Annotated in this window: 10 protein-coding genes; 1 reads left to right on the top strand and 9 read right to left on the bottom strand. The window is 52.4% G+C overall.

Features of this window, described 5'->3' with window-relative positions; genetic code table 11:
- Positions 1-4: 4 nt before the first annotated feature.
- Complete coding sequence (locus IV04_RS22390) at positions 5-223, bottom strand: MbtH family protein (RefSeq protein WP_037403157.1); 219 nt, start codon at positions 221-223, stop codon at positions 5-7.
- Positions 224-233: 10 nt separating this feature from the next.
- A complete protein-coding gene (gene fes / locus IV04_RS22385) occupies positions 234-1,580 on the bottom strand; it encodes an enterochelin esterase (RefSeq protein WP_072010956.1) in 1,347 nt (448 codons plus the stop codon).
- A gap of 185 nt (positions 1,581-1,765) precedes the next feature.
- On the opposite strand from fes, the gene IV04_RS22380 reads away from it, so the two are divergent.
- The gene (locus IV04_RS22380) at positions 1,766-4,015 is read left to right on the top strand and encodes a TonB-dependent siderophore receptor (RefSeq protein WP_037403156.1); all 2,250 of its coding nucleotides are present in this window, start codon (positions 1,766-1,768) and stop codon (positions 4,013-4,015) included.
- An 82-nt stretch (positions 4,016-4,097) separates the two neighbouring features.
- Here IV04_RS22380 and IV04_RS22375 read toward each other — a convergent pair whose 3' ends face one another.
- The 7 genes from IV04_RS22375 to IV04_RS22345 form a co-directional block, all read right to left on the bottom strand.
- The gene (locus IV04_RS22375) at positions 4,098-4,706 is read right to left on the bottom strand and encodes a LuxR C-terminal-related transcriptional regulator (RefSeq protein WP_037403155.1); all 609 of its coding nucleotides are present in this window, start codon (positions 4,704-4,706) and stop codon (positions 4,098-4,100) included.
- Positions 4,707-4,884: 178 nt separating this feature from the next.
- Positions 4,885-5,514 carry a response regulator transcription factor gene (locus IV04_RS27070; RefSeq protein ID WP_037403153.1) on the bottom strand — a complete coding sequence of 210 codons (630 nt, stop codon included), beginning with the start codon at positions 5,512-5,514 and terminating at the stop codon, positions 4,885-4,887.
- Positions 5,515-5,678: 164 nt separating this feature from the next.
- Positions 5,679-7,778: a TolC family protein gene (locus IV04_RS22365; RefSeq protein ID WP_231566311.1), complete on the bottom strand. Its 2,100-nt coding sequence runs from the start codon at positions 7,776-7,778 to the stop codon at positions 5,679-5,681.
- A 5-nt stretch (positions 7,779-7,783) separates the two neighbouring features.
- On the bottom strand, positions 7,784-8,962 hold the full coding sequence (locus IV04_RS22360; protein WP_152562941.1) for an HlyD family type I secretion periplasmic adaptor subunit: 1,179 nt from the start codon (positions 8,960-8,962) through the stop codon (positions 7,784-7,786).
- Between the two features lie 295 nt (positions 8,963-9,257).
- Positions 9,258-11,507 carry a type I secretion system permease/ATPase gene (locus IV04_RS22355; RefSeq protein ID WP_081893274.1) on the bottom strand — a complete coding sequence of 750 codons (2,250 nt, stop codon included), beginning with the start codon at positions 11,505-11,507 and terminating at the stop codon, positions 9,258-9,260.
- Positions 11,508-11,886: 379 nt separating this feature from the next.
- A complete protein-coding gene (locus IV04_RS22350) occupies positions 11,887-12,792 on the bottom strand; it encodes an OmpA family protein (protein WP_037403152.1) in 906 nt (301 codons plus the stop codon).
- 352 nt (positions 12,793-13,144) lie between these two features.
- A partial coding sequence (locus IV04_RS22345) for an Ig-like domain-containing protein (RefSeq protein ID WP_037441494.1) occupies positions 13,145-18,230 on the bottom strand: 5,086 nt, incomplete at its 5' end.

Here is an 18,230-nt window from a genome sequence, read left to right as displayed (position 1 = left end):
GCATTTACTCCTGTTCTAGCGCCTTACGCTGCGATGCAGGCCGTATGTCCTGCCAATGTTGTTCCAGCCAGCTCACGCATTGTTCACGGGATGCCGGGCCAAAAACGCTGGCCCAGCCTGCCGGAGTTGCGCTGAAATCCGGCCATAAGCTGTATTGCTGCTGCTCGTTGCACAAAATCAGGCAACGTTGGTTTTCATCATCAAACGGGTTTAAGGCGTCCATAGTGAATTCCTTAGGCGTGAAGGGCGTTGGCAAAGGCGGCAGATTGAAAAACAGCGGGTGTTGCCCAGTGCGCCTGCAAGCCATCAAGCAGGCCACCGCGCCAGCACAGTGCGTCGTGCCCACCTTCAACCACCCGGTATTGCACTGGGTGCCCGGCAGTACGCAGCAGATCGGCCATGCGATCGCTCACCTGATGGATCAGCTTTTCATGTACGCCAGCCTCCATAAATACCCGCAGCTTGCCGTGCGCGCCCAATCGCTGTTGCTCCAACTGCTGCATCAGCCAACAGGCATCGTCAGGGATATTTTGTCGCTGCAACATGTCGCGGCGCGGCCACCAGAAAGAGCCAGACTGACTGATCACCGCACCAAAACGTTCCGGCCAGCGCAATCCCGCATAGAGCGCGGCCAGCCCACCAAAACTTTGCCCCGCCACCAGGGTGCTGGCAGCCTCTGCGCGGTGCGGTGCCCAAACGGCCAACTGCGGCAACAGCTCTTGCTGTACCGCCAGCCAGAATTCATCGTTACAGGTCAGTTCCTGTGCGCGATGTTGCTGATCAATAACATCAATCAGCAGATACACCGCTTCTGGCAGTTTGCCCGCACGGGTCAGCTCCATCAGCGGATCCCAAACCGGCATCTGCTGTGCCCAAAACTGGCCATCCAGCAAAATGGCTAATGGCCGGGTAGCGGGCTGGCTTTCACCCGTGGAATATACCCAGACGTGGCGCGTGGTTCCCAACCGTTGGCTGTGCCACCTGTGCCGTTGCAGCCTGGCAGGCGGGGCCGGTACACAACGCCCGCTGGCTACGGCGTAGCGATCAAAATCGCGCCAGGCGTGTTGTTGCGGCGCCTGCGGCATATGTAAACCAGAAAGAAAGTACCCGCTGGCATCGGCCCATGCGCGATAAGGGTTGAGCAGATCCGGCGTTGCCTTGGCAAATATCTGCTGCCACCAATGGCGAACGTTATGCATGTTGGCATGGGGATCGGCACTATTGAGCGGGAGAGAAACATCGTCCATGCAGGGAATAAAACAGTAGCTGCCGCGCCAGTCGGCAGGCAGTTCCCGTTGCCAGTACCAGACGTCCGACCCACTCAGCCGTTGCAGGCTCTGCGGGGGCGCTGGCTGATGATGGTCGGTCAGGCAATTGATATGGAGCCAAACGTGCCGATGGGCCGAAGTCAATTCACATCCTTGAGGATCGCGCCAAAGAAAGGTGACTTGCCAGCGCCCATTGTCTAGCGGTTCTAACAACGGTGTTCCGCGCCGGGCGATGTCGAGCCACCAACCATGGCTCCCCACGTGTTTGCTTGCTAATAACCTACTGCTTTCTGGCTGTTGTTCAGTTTTCAATACGCCCACTCACTGTGTAATTGGCACAGCACACCATGCCAAAACAAACGGTAATCTGAATACTATTGATAATTATTTTCATTTGCAATAGTGTATCTGTCCCAACAGTTTCCAAGTGACTCCATAAAACTACAATCGCCCCTTCAGCCCTGCTGCAAGAAGGGCAGCCAGGTAGGAACCTCAACATGAATCGCAAGTTATCTCGTTACTCTTTAGCCACACTCATCGGGTTAGGATTGGGCTCGTCTGCATTTTCCGCTGCGGTACACGCACAGCCGGAAGAAAACCAGAAACAAACCACGGCGGAAGACACCATTGTGGTCACCGCAGCCAAACAGAACCTGCAAGCTCCCGGTGTCTCCACCATTACCGCCGAAGAGATCAAAAGACGCCCGCCAGCGCGCGACATCAGCGAACTGATCCGCACTATGCCAGGGGTCAATCTGACCGGTAACTCCACCAGCGGCCAGCGCGGTAACAACCGCCAGCTCGATATCCGTGGGATGGGGCCGGAAAATACGCTGATTCTGATCGACGGTATGCCAGCCAGCAGCCGTAATTCGGTGCGCCAAGGCTGGCGCGGCGAGCGTGATACCCGTGGTGACACCGCCTGGGTACCACCGGAGATGATCGAGCGTATTGAGGTGCTGCGCGGCCCGGCAGCCGCTCGCTATGGCAATGGTGCCGCAGGTGGCGTGGTGAATATCATCACCAAACAGGCCAGCAAAGAGCTGCACGGTGCGCTGAACGGCTATTTCAACCTGCCACAGCATAAGCAGGAAGGGGCGACCAAACGCACCAACTTCAACCTCTCTGGCCCACTGAGCGATCAACTGAGTTTCCGGCTGTTTGGCGGCTACAGCAAAACCCAGGCCGACGCGTGGGATATCAACCAAGGGCATCAGTCCGAACGTACCGGCAGCTATGCCAGTACCCTGCCCGCTGGCCGTGAAGGGGTGATCGATAAAAATATCGATGCCCTGCTGCACTGGGAGTTCGCGCCCCTGCAATCGCTGGAGTTCCAATATGCCTATGGTCGCCAGGGCAATCTTTATGCCGGGGATACCCAGAACACCAATAGCAACGCGCTGGTCCAGAGCAATTACGGCAAAGAGACCAACCGGATCTACCGCACCACTTATGCTCTCAATTATCGCGGTGCCTGGGACAGCGGGGTGAGCACCACCCACTATCTGCAGTTCGAGCGCACGCGTAATACCCGTTTGGCCGAGGGGTTAGCAGGCGGTACCGAAGGCATTTTCTCCAGCGACAGCTTCAATACCACCCGTTTGGATGATTTCCTGGCGCACAGCGAAGTCAGCATTCCGTTCGATGTGTGGGTACCGCAAACCGCTACCTTGGGGACGGAATGGAGCCAGCAAAAGATGAGCGATCCCTCTTCTACCAGCCAATCACTGGCAGAAGGCGGCAGCATTCCTGGGCTGAATAGTACCAACCGTGACCCCGACTCTTCGGCCAGGATCTTCTCGCTGTTTGCCGAAAACAACGCCGAAGTCACCGAGAGCACCATGTTGACGCCGGGTTTACGTTTTGATCACCACTCTGAAGCCGGTGACAACTGGAGCCCATCGCTCAATCTGTCACAGGAATTGGGGGATAACGTTACCCTGAAAATGGGCATCGCCCGCGCCTACAAGGCTCCTAACCTGTTCCAGAACAACAGCAATTACATTTTGTACAGCCGCGGCCAAGGCTGTGCGGCCAGCGCTGGAGCCTGTTATCTGATCGGTAATGACGATCTGAAAGCAGAGAACAGCGTCAATAAAGAGGTCGGGCTGGAATTTCATCATGAAGGCTGGCTGGCTGGCGTAACCTATTTCCGTAACGATTACCGCAACAAGATCGAGGCAGGCTATACCCCATCCGGCACTACCACTAATGGTAAAACCGATATTTACCGCTGGGAGAATGTGCCTAAAGCGGTGATTCAGGGCCTGGAGGGTATGCTGAATGTGCCAGTCAGCGATACCATCGCCTGGAATAACAATGCAACCTATATGATTGAGAACCAGAATAAAACTACCGGGGATTATCTGTCGATTATTCCTGAGTTCACCATCAACTCGACGCTGAGCTGGCAAGCTACACAGGAGTTGTCGATGCAGACCACCATGACCTGGTATGGCCGTCAGAAACCGAAGAAATATAACTATAAGGGTGAGGCCGTAAGCGGCAGCGAGCAACGTGAGGTCAGCCCTTATGCCCTGTTTGGCCTGAGCGGGACTTATGCTGTTACCAAAAATATCAGCGTCACGACAGGCATCGACAACCTGCTGGATAAACGCCAGTTCCGCGCCGGTAATGCCCAGACCACGGGCAATGCCACCACCGGTTCCTACATGTATGGCGCAGGCGCAGCCACCTATAACGAACCTGGGCGAACCTACTTTATGAGCATGAACACACGCTTCTGATCGACCATGCCTGATAAGGCAGAAGTCACGCTGCTCCTTCCCGGTGTGGGAAGGGGCACATCAGGCAACCAAACGGCACGACTTAAGCCAGCGCATTCAGGTTAACAATATTATTGAGGTGTTCCACATTGAGCTTACGCAGCGCATTCACTTTATGCGCACTGATCGTTTTCTGATTAACAGCATATTTCTTAGATAAATAAGCCGGTTTCTTCTGTTTAATCAGATTGATAATAATATCTCTTTCTCTTGGTGTTAAAGTGCATGACGATAACGCAACGGAACTGTCTTGGAAACTCAGAATCCGCCTTAAATCCAATGCAAGACCGGTTACCGTTTTATCAGCCGAAGCACAGAAACCTTCTTTTCTGCATAAACCCGAGATAAAGTTCCCCAGGGCAAAGTGATGATTGGCGGTTAAAAAAATCATTTTGCTTGCAAAACTGGCGTAACGCAGTGCCTCTTTGATTTTCAAAATACCTTTCAAACTAATCTCATCAAACAGATCGTCAGTACAAATGATAAAATCCATCACGAGATTATGTTTTTCGAAAAAATCACTTGAGGCCACGTTGACTTTCTTACCTGACGATAATTGCATATCAGCCAGAACCGTATTCAGCGCCAAACGGGTGAACGAGCATTGAGTGACAATTAAGACATTAACGACTCCCTTCGATTTTATTTCCATATCAATTCCATTGATGATTTTGTAAATTCCCAAAGATATATTAATTAGTGCAAAGCAAAAGTAACATAAGAAAGCATGAAATAGTTTGTAGGAAAAAACACCGCTTTCAAAATAACGCCCATTTAAATACAAATATATTCAGTAGAAATAATAACGTCGCGAACGAATTTCTGCTTACTTATAAAAGGTCGTTTCTTTCCACATAATTTGCCATTTCTATGACAGACTTAACGCCAAGCTTAGTCATAATCCGGGCTTTATAAGTACTCACTGTTTTTTCACTGATAAACAGACTCCCTGCTATCTCTTTGTTTTTAAAACCCTTCACTAAATATCTGAGCACGCTAATCTCGCGGGCAGTTAACGAACGCTTAGGTTTGGTGTTTTTGCTTAAGGTCGCCATATCCGATACAGTGCCTAATACTTCTGCAGAGAAGAAAAGATACCCTTTCAAGACATGCTGTACGGCAAAAAGTATCTCATCCACATCCTTACCTTTGCTGATAAAACCATTGGCTTTAGCCTCTATCGCACGTAAAGCATAGATGGATTCATTTTTAGAGGAAAAAATAAGAGACTTAGCTTTAGGATGTTCTTTTTTTAACTTTTTTAACAATAAAAAACCATCATCCCCCTGTATTTCCACATCGGTAATAATCAGGTCGATGTGATTCCCCTGTACAATATCCAAACTTTGGGTGCTACTGGTCGCGGTAAGTACCTGCTCAAATGAATCAGACTGCATCAAGAGTGACTTGATCGCAACCAATATTGTTGGGGATTCATCGATGACCAATACAGAATACATACAATCCTCTCTTATAATATTTCGGATTACTTTTTTGAGAGTCAATCCACCAGAGAATGCCAAAAGGTGTCATTTAAAAAATCTATTAAAATATTACATACACCCCTTACAATTTGTAAGGGGTGTTTTTCTTAATTCCAACTGAAGCTTGGATCAGGTGTATTTTATTTATCAACCCAGCTCAACAACATCGCGGCACTGGCAATCACATTAATATTGGAAATATAACCATCATAACGATTGTTAATGGCGGATAACTGATTATTAAAATGGTCGTTCTCTGCCGTCAGCACATCCAATAATGTACGCGTGCCAAGGTTGTACCACTGCTCATAAAACATTTGCCTGACACGATCGGTTTCTGCTGATAAACGATCGAAATCGTCCGCGCGCATAAACGAAGAATCGCGAGTTTGCACCAGATTATTGATCTGATATTCCAAATCACGGTAGGCCACTTCATATTGTTGCTGAGCCCCATTCGCCTTGGCGCGGGCCGCCATCTGTGCCGCCGTTTGCGAACCGCCGCTGAACGCGTTCCACTGCACGTTCAGCCCGGTATACCAACCGGTTTCATCACCGTTGATATCTTTTGCCGTGTTCTTGGAAACCACCCAATTCAACTGTGGCAAGCCCGCAGACTTGATGCTCTCGGCTTCATATTCTGCCGCCTTTGCCTGTGCCTGCAGTTTCAACAGATTAGGGTTCTTGGTCAATGAAGCGAGCGCCACTGACGCAGGCATCACTGAATCCCGCCAGGAGATATTCTCAGGCAAATTCGGCTCAACGCCCAACAGACGCACCAATCGGATACGGCTGGTACTGACCTGATGCTCAAGATCATCCAGGTTGGCACGGGCAGACAGCAGCTTGGCTTTTGCCTGGGTGAACTCACTGGCACGCCCCTGATCCGCTGTCGAGATCTGCGACAGCATATCGGTCAGTTGCTTCATACGTGCAACATAAGCCAACGCCACCGCGCGGCTTTCCTGATAGCGGCCCAGGTTCATCAACTCTGACACGGTGCTGTAAGCCAGTTGTTCTTTGGTATAACTCTGCGCATTGACTGCCGCCGTTACCCCTTCTTCGGCACTGTCGACCTGGTTGCTGATCTTGCCCCAATCGTAGATAGGCGTGGTGATAGAAACCGAGCCGCTGGTATCACTGGCTTTCGCATTATTACGTTGCAGATCGGCATTGCCCCCTTGAGTCCCTATCGGCGTAGACACCCCAACCTGAACCTGTGGCCAGCGCTGCCCTTTGGTCTGATCAACGTAATAACCGGCGGCCATCACATCGGCTTCTGAGGAGCGGACCTCCGGGCTGTAGGCCAAGGCCATCGACACCATTTTGCGTAAGAAAGCGCGCGACGGGCTATTGCTTTTCCCACTGTAGGCATCCCCAGACATACTGTCGAAAGTCCGCTTACCACTTTCGCCACGGATCTCGCCATTCCAACGCACATTGTCATACGCCGGTTCGGGTTGATACTGCTGCTGAACCGGTGGAAGGCGGCTGTCATTGTTCTTCAATACTGAGCGGCTGCTGCCAGCAGGGGCTTCTGCAGCAATATTAGCCTTGGCGCGCAACTCATCCCGATTAACCAATACCGGTTGTTTGTCACTGACAAACGGTGTCGCAGACTGGCGGTTCTCTACCTGCACGGGTTGGCTTGTTGCCACATTCGGGCGTTCAGTCTTAACGAGAGGTGCCTGGGTAGTCTGAATCGACACCGGAGGCTCAATATATGTCGTCGTCCTTGCAGGCTCAGGGGCTTTGGCCGTCACGGTAACAGGTGCTGGCGCGACGGGCTGGCTATAGGGCTCTGAAACACTGATACTTTTACTCGGCTGAATCCCTTCACTCGGCTTGGCCGCAACCGGAGGTGGCGTGTTACTCGCCGTAGCACTGCCGCTGAATAATGGGGCCGCTTCTTTTCTGACCTCCGGGGCCGTAGGAACCGTATTCGGGTTCTGGCTCTGATTCTGGCGCGGAGGCGGCGCTTTCGGCTCACCCACCGCCGCCAGCTCTTTAAGGAAGTCGGGCGCTTCTTGTGATCCTGCATTTTCAGCCGATGACTGATCGGAATGGAATAATGTCATATATTCCTCCTGTGTCAGCATTGGAGGTAATGCATTGATATTTTGGCTACTTCCTCCCGGCAAAGAGGATTGCTGTGCCACTGTCAGCGTGGAAAATGGCAGGCATATTGCTATCGCCATTGCCACGTTTAACCGGCGGAACTCACTGTGCTTGCGTACCATTTAAATTATCTCTCCCTGAACGCTTCACGGGCTTTTAATACAGGTTTTAAAATATAGGATAGGATCGTTTTCTCACCTGTACGAATTTCTACGTTAGCGACCATGCCGGGAATGATCGGAAACGTTTTATCCTTGACGTGCAAGGCTGCCTGATTAGTACGCACATACACACGGTAATACGTTGCATCTCCCCGTCCAGAACGGGCTTTCTCTTCGTCAACCAGGGTGTCAGAACTCAGGTGTTCCACCACGCCAGTTAATCCGCCGTAAATAGCATAATCATACGCGGTGATCTTGACCGTCGCAGGTAAGCCTGGGTGAATAAAGGCCACGTCGGCAGGCTTAATCTGGGCTTCGACCAACAGGTTATCCTCCAGGGGAATAACCGTCATGATTTCTGCCCCCTGCTGGATCACCCCTCCCCGCGTGGTAATACGGATGTTATTCACCGTTCCGCGCACCGGAGCAACAATAGTAGTACGCTGCATCACGTCTTCACGGCCACGCAGAATCTCTTCGGCCTGTGCCAGTTCTGACTCTTGCTTGTTTAACTCGCTGTTGGCATCCGAGCGGAAACGGTTGGTACGTTCAGCAATCTGCAATTGGAATTCGTTCGCCTGCCTGCGCAGACGCAGGATTTCCACCTCTGAAACCAGCCCTTTTTTAGCCAAAGGCGCGGAAAGCTGTACTTCGTTTTCGGCCAATGCCAGGCTTTTCTTCAGCGCATCCACGCTTTCGTTCAGGGTTCTCAATTGCGCGTTATAGGCCTGAGTTTCATCATGCACCAGGCTCTGTACTGCCTGTACTTCTGGTGGAAACACCAGTTCAGTCCCATAAGATTGCGCACGCAAACGCGCTATCGTGGCTTTCAGCCCCAAGACTTTTGATAATGACTCCCCGTAGCTGGATCCTGCACGCGTCGGATCCATCTTCAGCAACACCTGCCCTTTTTCGACAATATCGCCTTCACGCACGTTCAGTTCTTCCAGGATCCCCCCTTCCAGACTCTGAATAACCTGTTCGCGGCTGGCCGGGATGATCTTCCCATCACCCCGGGTAATCTCCTCAACGCGGGCAAAATGCGCCCACACCAGAGCGACCACCACCACCAATGCAATGGTATAGAGCATGATCATACTGAATGGCGTCTTTTGGGAGATTAACGCCGACTGCAGATCGTTCATAAACTGCAGATCTTCAGATTCTATTTTTCCGCTGTGCTGATCTTTCTTATTCTTATTTTTTTTCTGGGATTCAATTCTGTCTGCCGCATTCACTGTAATCGTCTTTGCCTCAGTCTCTTTTTTAATCACACCCTGTTTATTGCTGACATCAGCATCATCAGTGGGGGCTGATGTAAAACCGTCCTTGTTCATCCGTTATTTCCTGTTGGTGTCTACCTCGTGTTGCAAAATGCAAAGCCTTGGCTATCGCACGTTGAAATCACGAGGTCACACGGATTATTGCCGTAGATTGAGATTAATGTGGCTGGCTTTGCTGAACCGCTCTCTGACTGTTCTTCTCGCCGTTGGCGCTCAGCATGGCAATGACCTGGTCTTTCGGGCCATCAGCAACCACATGCCCATCATCCAGAACAATCAAGCGGTCAAAAATATTCAGCACTGACATACGGTGTGTGACAATCACCAACGTTTGCCCTTCGATGGCTTTCTGCAGTTGGCGGATAAACAGGGTTTCTGTCATCGCATCCATCGAGCTGGTCGGTTCGTCCATCAACAGCACTTTTGGCCGCAGTAACAGGCAACGCGCCAGGGCAACCAGTTGTTTTTGCCCACCGGACAAACCGTTGCCCATCTCCCCGACGGGCATGTCATAGCCCAGTGGGTGTTTGGCCGCGATGCGATCCAAACCGGTCATTTGAGCGACACGCAAGAACTCTTCCGTGCTGGCACCCGGTTTGCCGATCATCACGTTGAAGCGCAAGGTGCCGCTGAACAACCGGCAATCCTGACCAACGTACCCGACTGCCGCACGCCAGTCGGCAGGATCGACCTGTGTCGCATCAACGCCATCAATCGAGATCTGGCCGCTGCGCTGTTGATAAATCCGCGCCATCACCCGCAACAACGTCGACTTACCGCTGCCGATGCTGCCGATAATCGCCACGCGCTCACCCGCCTTGATGGTGATATTGATGTTATCGAGGATCGATGGAGGGACCATCATCCCCGGCACTGCGTAAGCAAAAGCCACCTTCTTCAAGCTCAAGTTACCGTCGAACTTCGGTGTCGGCAGGTAGTTGATGCCCGGGTCGCGCTCAACAGGTAATGACATCAGCTGATTCAGTGATTTCAACGCCGTTTTGGCATGTTGATAACGTAATGCCAGCCCAACCACCGCCGCTAGCGGAGCCAATGAGCGGCCAGACAGGATCACCACCCCGATCATCGATCCCATGGTCAGTTCACCTGCATGGATCAGATAGACACCAAATACCACGATCACCACGGTGCACACCTGTTGCATAAAGGTGACAAAGTTCGAGGTCAGCGCAGAAAGGTAACGGGTTTTCATTGAAGAGGCGGCTGCCAACGCGCTGATATCGTCCCAGCGTTTCTGCATCACGCCTTCGCCCTGCGCCGCTTTCAGCGCTTCCATCCCTTCGATGGATTCGATCAGCATCCCTTGCTTTTGCGAGATCTCACGAATGTTTTCACCCATGTAACGGCTTAACGGCCATTGAATGATCACGCTGACCAGCAAAATAATCGGCACTGCCGCCAACGGTACGATCGCCAGTTGCCCACCGATCAGGTAGATAACGAACATAAACAGGATGCAGAAGGGCAGATCGGACAGGGTTGACAGCGTTGCCGAAGTGGCAAAATCACGCACGGCTTCGAAATCACGCAATTGGTTGGCGAAGGTCCCCGTCGATTGCGGTTTGCTCTCCATACGCATTGCCATCACCTGGCGGAACAGTTTCGCCCCGACAATCAAGTCCGCTTTTTTACCCGCCACATCAATCAGGTAAGTACGAACCTGCCTGGAGGTAAATTCGAACACAATGGCCACCAGTACCCCGATCGCCAAAGACCAAAGGGTGACATAAGCCTGAGTCGGGATCACGCGATCATAAACGTTCATGGTGAAGAAGGTGCTGGCTAATGTCAGTACGTTGGCCAGCAGCGCAGCGGTCGCCGCACTGTAGAAATAATGCCGATAACGCCAGAGCGTAGAGAAAAGCCAATGCCCTTCACGGCTGGATTCCGGCAGGATTTCATCTTCCAGGCGGGCATCCAGCTTCGGCTTAGGGCTTGCCACCATGGCATAGCCATTGGTTAACAGTTCCGCTTCCGGAATGCTGACGGTGCCGCCACTTTCAGGCACCACAATCTGATACCAATAGCTTCCACGCTTACCGGTTCGTGCCGCAACAATGCAGTAAGTCCCATCGGTGCGAGCAACCACTAACGGGAAGAGATAAGAGGAGATTTTAGTCAGGTCGCGTTTGATCCAGCCAGCAGAGATGCCGATCTGGTCCAGCATACGCAGCGCCAATTCAGGTTCCAGTTTGTCGCCACGGGGTAAGCCTGCGTACAGCACTTCTTTGCTGACGAGTTTATTGTAATGTTGGCATAACCATTCAACAGCCCAGAGTAATGAATCTCTGCCATGGTCTTCTATATTGTCAAATTCTCGCGACTGAATCGCCGGAGGCTCAGGGATCTCCGGTAACGCTGAAGACACCGACAATTGTTCACTCATAATCTTTCCCTGGTTACTTAAAAACTGTGATTTAGCTTCCAAGCTAAATATTAGATATATCTTAACACAGGGAATATATTAACCACCGCATGAAACAGTATAGGTATTTACTTAAAGTTTGGTTTGAAAAAATAAGCAAGTGCCTAGAAAAGCCTTTTTGTGTAACCAAAAGAAACAAGGTATCAGGTTGATTTCACTGGTAGATACTGAGATGTTTAACTATACGGTGCAGATAGGACAGGAATAGGATAATAAATTATTACAAGATTAATCTTATTCGATTGAAGCTCTTTATCAGCTTGTAAAGCGAATCCAGTTAAATAAAAGAGCCACGCTATTGTGGCCCTTTTTTTAATAAAATCAAATCAAAGCTAGATTATTATCTGACAATGATATCCACACGGCGGCTGTTAACGTTGCAACCCGCCCCTTGGTGGCTGGCATTAGCAACACAGCCTTCAGCACTTTGAGCCACGCCCATACCACTGACGTTACTGATCACATGCGGGCTAACGCCTGCGCCAATCAGTGCTTCGCGAATCGTCTCAGCTCTGGCCTGTGACAGGCGCTGGTTAGCCACCGGGTTACCGATAGCATCGGTGTAACCCACCAATTGGATATCAGAAACGTTATTTCCCTGCTTGAGAAATGCCACGACGTTTTCCAGTTTAGCCACTGAGGACGGCAAAATAGAACCGTAATTGCTCTTGCCAAAACGGAACTGTATGCCTTCCTGAATCAGCACGGCACCACCACCGTTGACATATTCACAAGGCTTTACTTGTGAAGCACGGTTAATGATACGCGTCTGCTTGCGCATAGACTGTAAATCAGCTTCTGCCGTCGCTCTTTCAACCAAGGCTGCCGTACTGCCATTAGCCCCTGGGTTTACCTGCAGAAAATAGGTCTCTGACCCCTTAACATCCAGTTGATGCGCGGGGTTCTGTTTGCCCTGATAAACCGGTTGATCCTGGAAATAGGACTCAATCGCATGCCCACCAGGTGCCACGCAGAACACGGTAAACTCACCAGGTAACAACGCGGATTGCAGTTCGCGATCCACATTGATGGTGGCAGGGAGAGTGCCCTGTGGATAATAGAAAACCACCTGAGCCAGCTCTGGCACCACTTTCGCGACGGGGCGATAACCGTTTGCCACACTGCTATCGGCAGAGAGTGGGTTGTTGTGTACCGACTCAGCAAGTGCGGTAACAGAAAACAATCCCGCAGCTAACGTTAATACAGCAATATTAATATTTTTAAATCCATTACGAACAGCTTTCATTATATGCTCCAGGCTCACCTGATATATTCATCCATAAACGGCGACAATTTTTCGGGATCCGTTATTACACCCAAAGGTGATATAGCCAAAATGTTTACCCGATAATTAAATAACAAAAAATATACCCAAAATAATTCAAGTTGCTTGTAGGCGGCAACCACACGACAAATGGGTCATACCCATTTGAACAGCGCTTGCGCTGGCCCGCAGGGTGAACCTCTATGAGGCTCATAATCTCCAGGAACTTACTCAAGTAAGTGACTGGGATCAGTGAGGGCAGCCAACACCCAAACAGCTTGAAAAATGACGGGTATAGAACCCGCAGCTTTTACACTGCGGGTTCCGTTACCGGTTAAACAATGATTTGGTTATTCTGCAATAACGTTTCCAGATCGGTATGCACATTGGCCAACGTCACGACGTTGGTAAAGGCATACTGTCCGCCCTGACCATCACGGTCGATGCTGATCACCGTGTCGGCCCCGCTGGTCTCTACCTTCAGGTACTTGAGAATACCTTGGGAAGAGTAGTCCAGCTCCATCTTGCCATCGTCCTGGAAGAAGGAGATCGGGCCGTTGTAGTCCAGCAGATCGCTCAGGTCGATCAGGTCGGCGTCATTGTCCGTTGCAACGTTGCCTACGTGGAAGCCATGGACCGTGTCGTGACCGTTACCGCCCGTCCCGTCACTTTCCATACCCGCCAACACCTTGTACATCAGCGTGTCGTTGCCACCGTTAATCAGGTAGAACGTGTCATTGCCACCCCGGCCTTCAAACAGGTTGTTGGCCGAATTGTCAGTGAAGGTGTCGCCCTGATTGCTCCCGATCAAGCCTTCGATACTCACCAGCTTGTCGTTACCGTGACCCGTCGCCGTGCCTGTCCACAGGTTGGCCGTAATGGCGCCCGGTGCACGGCTATAATCGACGATGTCCATCCCCGCCGTTGCACTCCAGACCGCCTGACCGCTCACGGTCTGGTTCCAGCCACCACCGCCGGTATAGGTATCGTCACCCGCTGAACTGAAGAAGGTGTCGTTATACCCGGTGCCGGTGATCCCGCTGCTGCCAATGGTATTGTTGACATCATTGGTGTTTTCCGCCGTCAGCACATAAGCATCATGCGCCTTGCCGGTGGTCAACCCGCCCCAGTTTTCGTTGACGGTGGTGTTGATGTTGCCACCCTGCTCACCGGCGAACGCCCCCACGTGGTTGGCTGCACCGTTGGTGATGCGCAACAGCTGTACCGAGTACACTTCGTCCGCTTTCAGGCCGAAGAAGCTCACCAGACCCATGCTGTTGCTGGAGCCGGACGCCTGCGGGTTAATCAGCTGCGTCGCCACCAGGTTACCGTGCGAGTCATACAGCTTGACGGTGTTGCTGTAGAAGGTATTGATGCCGTTGCCGTCAACAATACGGATCTGCAGGCTGGTACCGTCTGCCGCGATGTTGGTGTTCTTCACCAGCAGCGTTGGCGCAGACGCATCACCAGACACCACCGCCCCATCCGCACCGGAGCGGTACAGCACCAGGTCCATCGAGCCATCCCAGTCGTAGTCCAGCGCCACAGCACCCGTCAGGTTGCTGTAGGTCTGGCTACCGGTCAGGCTGACCGCATTGGTTCCCCACACGTTGTTACCCTGGTTCAGGTACAACATCGGGCTGGCAACCTGAACTGCGCTCCCACCGCTGCTAGAACGAGGGACTTCAATGATGTCCATCTTGCCATCGTGGTTCCAGTCCACCGCCAGCGAGGTACCGCCATCCAGTTTGTCACCGAACCACAGCGCCTGCGAATCGTTGGTGGCCAGCAGCTTGCCGGTACCATCGTTCAGGTAGATACGGCTTTCATCACTGTTCACCCCTGCCTTCGAACCACGGCTCAGGAACAGATCCAGCCAGCCATCACCGTTGAAGTCCGCATAGGTCATGGAAATCGACAGGTTACCGTAGTCATCCGCACCATCACCGCGGAACACGTTGGCGTAATACCCCACGTTACCAAAGGTGGTCGAGGTGGTGCCGTTGGTCTGGTTATACAGGATCCCCAAACCACGTGAGCCGTTGCCAGCGTTGTTACCCGCACCGTTGAAGTCAATGTGCGCGGTGATATCTACCGTACCGTTGTTATCGATATCCACTGCCCCCACTTCATGCAACACACTCATCGCAGCAGGAAGAGCCCCACCAGGGTGCCCAGCAGAGAAACCGGCAGCTTGCTCATAGGTCAGTACCCCATTAACGTTCTTGATAAACGAAATGGAGTCTGACTCTGAGTCAGCCAGCACAAAGTCGAGATAGCCATCGCCCTCACGGTCATAGGCAATCACCCCACCCAGGTGGTTCAGCGTGCCCTGGTTCAGCGCCTGCGGCGTATAGCTGCCGTCAGCATTCTGCATCCAGTAAGCGGTCCGGTTGGCGTTACCGTACGAACTGACCTGCGACATCACATCGGTCAAGCCATCGCGGTTGATATCCGCAAAGGTGGCCGAGTTGATAAAGCGACCATAGCCCGCATCGTTAACGTTATAACCTGCGCCGTTGGTAGTAGACGGCTGTGCCAGATAGGTTGAGGTGTAATCCTCCTGCGACGTCATGTTGTACACACGGCCAGCGTTGGCTGTCGTCGTCCCCGAGGTGCCACGCACACTCTGGAAGAACGACCACAACCCGTCCTGACCAATGGTCACCGCCGCAGCGTTCAGGCCATAGTTATCCGCATCGGTCGTGCCGCCCCACTTCTGCTGAATCAGCGTACTACCGCCGCCATCGGTTACCCCGATGCTGGTAGCAGAACTCATGGCCGAGCGGTTACCCGCCTCATCCCACACCATAAACGCGATGTTATGCGCACCGGATGGCAGCTTGGTGCTGAGCGTCCAGGTACCGTCCGCAGCAACCTTGGCAAACCCGATCACCTGATCCAGACCTTCCTGGTAGGTGCCATTACGGTTCACGTCGCTGACCAGGGACACTATCGCCCCGGCTTCCACCTTGCCGTACTGGCTGCTGTTGAAGACGAACGTGGTGCTGTTGTCCACAATCTGCGGCACATTAGGCGCACCGAGGATCGCATCCGGGGAATCCAGATCGATCACCACCTGGTAGCTGTTGGCAAAGTTGGTGTTGACCCCAACGTTACCGGCAGAATCAATCACCCGCAGTTGATAGTTCACCGTGGTGCTCTGCGTAACCGCATCCAGCGTGTAGTTCCACTGGCTGCCGCTCTGTGACAGCAGCGTTGTCCAGGTAGTCCCATTGTCCAGCGAGATCTGCAGATACTGGTTGGTCTGCAGTGCCGCACTCAGGTTACCGTTCAACGTCACGGTACGGTCACGGGTGATCATATCGTTGTTGACCGCCGTCGCACTGTGGCTGAACAGATCGCCACTCACCAGACCATTGCTGGTATCGGTAGTGATACCCGTGGTGGTGGTCAGGCCATTCAGGTTCGGCCCACCGGCAGCGATGGTCAGCGCATGCGAATCGGTGCTACCGATATTGCCTGCCTGATCGACTACCCGTGCTTCGATGGTGTAGTCACCCGAGTTCAGCGGTTGACTTTGCAGATCCACGGTCCAGTTGCTGGCGGTGGTGCTGGCCGCTTTGGTCCAGGTTTTGCCACCGTCCAGGCTGACTTCGACCCACTCATCAGGCTGCAACGCCTTGTTCAGCGTACCGTTAATCAACAGCGTGTTATCGCTGGTGTTAAAGTCGGAGTCACTGATCCCCAGGTCATCACTGATCGACGTAATCGCGATCACCGCATCAGAGATAGTCGTATCAACGATGATGGTCCATGGCTCACTGGCCGCCCCTGCATTGCCCGCCTTATCGGTAGCAACTGCAACGAGCGTGTAACTGCCGTCAGTTAACGCCTTGTCATCCGTCAGTACCAGCACCCACTGGCCGTTGGTATCAGCCAGCGCTGTCCCCAACAGAACACGGTTAGCCGCATCGATCTGATTATAAATCTGAACGGTGCTGTCTTTTTCCGCCGTGCCTTTGATCTCAGGCGTCGTGTCGTTAGTCGCATGGCCGCTGACCACGGTACCGAGTACTGGCAGTGTGTTGTCCACAACATCAGTAATTTTCGGTGCCACAGGTGCCACGGTATCGATAGTCAGGCTGAAGTTAATCGGCGTTAACGGATTACCTGAAACATCTGTACCACTGACCACAAAGTTATGAAGCCCTTCGCTCAGCACGGTACCTGGTTCAAAGCTCCAGTTACCTGACGGATCAACCTTCACGCTGCCCAGAACAGTACTGGCACCATCTTTGATGGTGACAATGCTGCCCGCAGTCGCCGTACCTACAAACGTTGGTGTGCTGTCGTTAGTCACATCACCATTGTTCAACAGACGTGTACCGCTATCAGGTTCAACATTATCGAGAACTTGCAGCAATTTCAGATCGCCCGGTACCGTATCGACAGTGATGGCAATACCATCGGTTCTGCCGCTGCTGTTACCTGCTTTATCCGTCACTTCTGTAGCGAACTGGTAATTACCATCCGGCAACGCGGTTGTCGGCGTATAGACCCAACTACCGTCTGGGCTGGTCACCGTTACACTGCCAATCACTTCACCATTAGCGTAAATGGTCACTGTGCTGCCGGTTTCCGCATTACCTTTAAAGGTTGGCGTATTGTCGTCACTCACAGCACCGTTTGCCAACGGCCCTTGTACAGAACCCACATCGTCATTGACTGTCAGACCTGATACCGGATTTGGTGCCGTTGCATCAATGGTGATCGTCTGAGAGCCACTGTGTGCACTCTCCTGACCCGCACTGTTGGTTCCCGTCACGCTGAAGCTGTAAGCTCCATCCGGCAGTTTGGTGGTTGGCGTAAAGCTCCAGTTACCACCAGGGCCAGCCGTCGTCGTACCGACCACGGTATTACCATTGTAAATGGTAATAGTGTCACCTTCGGCAACCGATGAAGTCCCGCTCAACGTCGGCGTATTGTCCTTCGTCAAGGCACCTTCTGTCAGAATGACATGAGTTGCCCCGCTGTCATCGACAATGCTGCCAATTGTTGGTGCGCCCGGCGTCAACGACATGGTGACATCATAGCTGCTGTCCGGCTTGGCGGTATTACCCACTTTGTCGGTTTCAACCACGGTCAGTTTGTTCAAGCCATCGTACAGTGACCCGGTTGGCGTCAACTCCCATGTGCCATCGCTGCCCACCGTTGTCGTGCCAAGAACTTTAGTGTTGCCATCAGCGTCAGTGGTAGAAACCGTAATGGTATCCCCTGCTTCTGCCCCGGTTCCTTTAATCACTGGCTTACGATCGTCCAGAATACCGCCCTGGTTAACCGGCCCGGTGACGCTGCCCACGTTATCCGTCACACCTGTGATGGCAATTTTACTGACATCCGGTGGTGTGAAGTCCAGCATCAAGGTAAAGGTGTTGGACGGATCGCTGACGTTACCC

Origin of the sequence: Serratia sp. Ag1 (assembly GCF_000743355.1) — a bacterium.
Classification (GTDB): Bacteria; Pseudomonadota; Gammaproteobacteria; order Enterobacterales; family Enterobacteriaceae; genus Chania.
Note: the sequence above shows the minus strand (reverse complement) of the source record. Positions and strands in the feature narration are given on the sequence as shown.